Here is a 2,346-nt window from a genome sequence, read left to right as displayed (position 1 = left end):
TCCCGCCGCCGCCCCGGCCGCCGCCGCCGCGCCCCGCGCCGCGCGCGCGCCGGAAGCCGGCGAGGAGCGGGTGAAGATGACGCGCCTGCGCGCGACCATCGCGCGCCGGCTGAAGGAAGCTCAGAACACGGCGGCGATGCTCACCACCTTCAACGAGGTGGACATGGGCGCGGCGATGGCGCTGCGCGCCGAGTACAAGGACGTGTTCGAGAAGAAGCACGGCGTGAAGCTCGGCTTCATGTCCTTCTTCGTGAAGGCCTGCGTCGCCGCGCTGAAGGAATTCCCGGCGGTCAACGCCGAGATCGACGGCGACGAGATCGTCTACAAGAACTTCGTCCACATGGGCATCGCGGTGGGCGGGCCCTCCGGCCTGGTCGTGCCCGTGCTGCGGAATGCCGACACGCTGTCCTTCGCCGAGATCGAGAAGTCGATCGGCGCCTTCGGCAAGAAGGCGCGCGACGGGGCGCTGAAGCTGGATGAACTCGCCGGCGGATCCTTCACCATCACCAATGGCGGCATCTACGGCTCGCTGATGTCCACGCCGATCCTGAACCCGCCGCAATCGGGCATCCTGGGGATGCACAAGATCCAGGACCGGCCGATGGCCGTTGGCGGGAAGGTCGAGATCCGGCCGATGATGTACATCGCGCTGTCCTACGACCACCGGATCGTGGACGGGAAGGAAGCGGTGTCCTTCCTGGTGCGCGTGAAGGAGAGCATCGAGGATCCCCGGCGACTGATGCTCGACATCTGACGCGCGGATCACCACCATAAGCGGGCCCGGCGGGGATGCCCTGCCGGGCCCGCGCCGTTTCCGGGCGACGGACGCCGTTCGCACCACATCGAGGAACCACCATGAGAAGCCGGGAAGGCCAGTTCTCCGACGCGCGCCCCATCCAGCGCAGCAAGGCCGAGAAGGAGAAGCTGCTGCGCGAATTGAAGGACACGCTGGCGGGGCTGAAGCCGCACGCCTCGCCGTCCATGCGCACCACGCTCCAGGCCCGCATCCGCGAGCTGGAAGCCGATCTCGGCATCGGGAAGAAGTAGCCGCTACCCCTTCAGCGGCAGCAGGATGTCGGTCAGCCATTCCGCCGGCGGCAGGCCCCGGCAGTCATTGAGGTATTCCTCCATGACCGGGGCATTCGCCGGCTCCTCTCCGCTGCCGGGCAGCCAGGTGCCGTACAGCCAGGCATAGGCGCGCTCCAGCTCGGCATAGGGCCCCTTGAAGCGCAGCGCGGCGACGCGGGCGAAGGCGGGGGTCTCGACGATCCGCACCTCCCCCTCGCCCGGCACGCCGGGCGGCACGGTGAAGCCGGCATCGGACCGCAGCGCCGCGGGGGCGACGCTGCGCGGGTCGTCCAGGTACAGCGCCACGAAGCGCGTGGCCGGGCCCAGCAGCCCCCGCCCGCCACCCCAGGCCATCAGCCGGTCGAAGGCCGCACCGATCCCGTCGAAGGGGCCGGCGTGGCGCAGCGTCGCGAGCCGCAGCGCCGGGACGGGGCGGATCTCGACCTCGAACATGATGCTTTCCTCGTCCTGGGTGGCCGGGCGGACCGGGAAGCCGAGCCCGCCGCGCGCGCGATAGGCCGCCGGCGGAATGCCGTAGGCGGCACGGAAGGCGCGGGTGAAGGCGGCCTGGCTGCCATAGCCGGCCTGCTTCGCCACCTCGGCAACCCTGGCGCGGCCCTTGAGCAGCGCGACCGCCGCGCCGGTCAGCCGCGCCCGCGCCGCGGTCTCGGCTGGCGTCTCGCCCGCGATCGCCCGATAGACCCGGTGGAAATGGAAGGGGGAGAAGGCGGCCGCGCCGGCCAGCTCCTCCAGCGTCGGCGGGTCGGCGGGGCGCGCGGCGATCAGCGCCATGGCCCGCGCGATCCGCGCCGCGTAGTCCCGCCCCGTCCGTGCCCGCGCCGCCATGCCGCCTCCGCTGCTTCACGTGCAACCTGCCACGGCCCCGCTTGATCGCGCTTGCGATCCTGCCGCCGCCGGCCAGGATGGCGCCATGGCCCGCCCCGCGATCGGAACGATCCTCCCTTCCTCCAACCGCGTGGTGGAGCGCACGACGCTCGCGCTATTGCGCAACATGCCGGGGGTCGATGCCTGCTTTGCCCGCATCCCCTACGCGCCGGACGGAACCGGACAGCCGAAGGATGGCTACGACCTTGCCGCCTATGCCGAGGCGGCACGGCTGCTCGGCCATGCGGGGGTCGGCTCGGTCTGCTGGAACGGCAGCCGGGGCGCCGCACTCGGGCTCGCCGCCGACCGGGCGCTGGCCGCGCGGCTGTCGACGGAAGCGGCCTGCCCGGCGACGACCGCCGCGCTCTTCGCGGCGGAGGCGCTGGCCGCCCT

The 2,346-nt window shown here is 72.0% G+C and carries 4 protein-coding genes; 3 read left to right on the top strand and 1 reads right to left on the bottom strand.

Going from position 1 to position 2,346, the window contains the following annotated elements; translation table 11 throughout:
• Both odhB and HW577_RS23770 read left to right on the top strand, forming a co-directional pair.
• The coding region (gene odhB / locus HW577_RS23775; protein WP_198378580.1) for a 2-oxoglutarate dehydrogenase complex dihydrolipoyllysine-residue succinyltransferase at positions 1-754 on the top strand (754 nt) is incomplete at its 5' end.
• A gap of 101 nt (positions 755-855) precedes the next feature.
• Positions 856-1,047, top strand: a complete 192-nt coding sequence (locus HW577_RS23770) for a hypothetical protein (protein ID WP_198378579.1) — start codon at positions 856-858, stop codon at positions 1,045-1,047.
• Positions 1,048-1,050: 3 nt separating this feature from the next.
• Here the strand turns inward: HW577_RS23770 and HW577_RS23765 are convergent, their stop codons facing one another.
• Positions 1,051-1,914 (bottom strand): AraC family transcriptional regulator, encoded by an 864-nt coding sequence (locus tag HW577_RS23765; RefSeq protein ID WP_198378578.1) that lies wholly within the window; start codon positions 1,912-1,914, stop codon positions 1,051-1,053.
• An 85-nt stretch (positions 1,915-1,999) separates the two neighbouring features.
• On the opposite strand from HW577_RS23765, the gene HW577_RS23760 reads away from it, so the two are divergent.
• A partial coding sequence (locus HW577_RS23760) for a hypothetical protein (protein WP_419956605.1) occupies positions 2,000-2,346 on the top strand: 347 nt, incomplete at its 3' end.

Origin of the sequence: Neoroseomonas rubea (assembly GCF_016106015.1) — a bacterium.
GTDB lineage: Bacteria > Pseudomonadota > Alphaproteobacteria > Acetobacterales > Acetobacteraceae > Neoroseomonas > Neoroseomonas rubea.
This window is presented reverse-complemented; position numbering and strand designations above follow the sequence as displayed.

Bases quoted from the DNA above. Each gene is read 5' to 3' on its own strand.
- HW577_RS23770 (WP_198378579.1), top strand. From the start codon at position 856: ATGAGAAGCCGGGAAGGCCAGTTCTCCGACGCGCGCCCCATCCAGCGC.
- HW577_RS23765 (WP_198378578.1), bottom strand. From the start codon at position 1,914: ATGGCGGCGCGGGCACGGACGGGGCGGGACTACGCGGCGCGGATCGCG.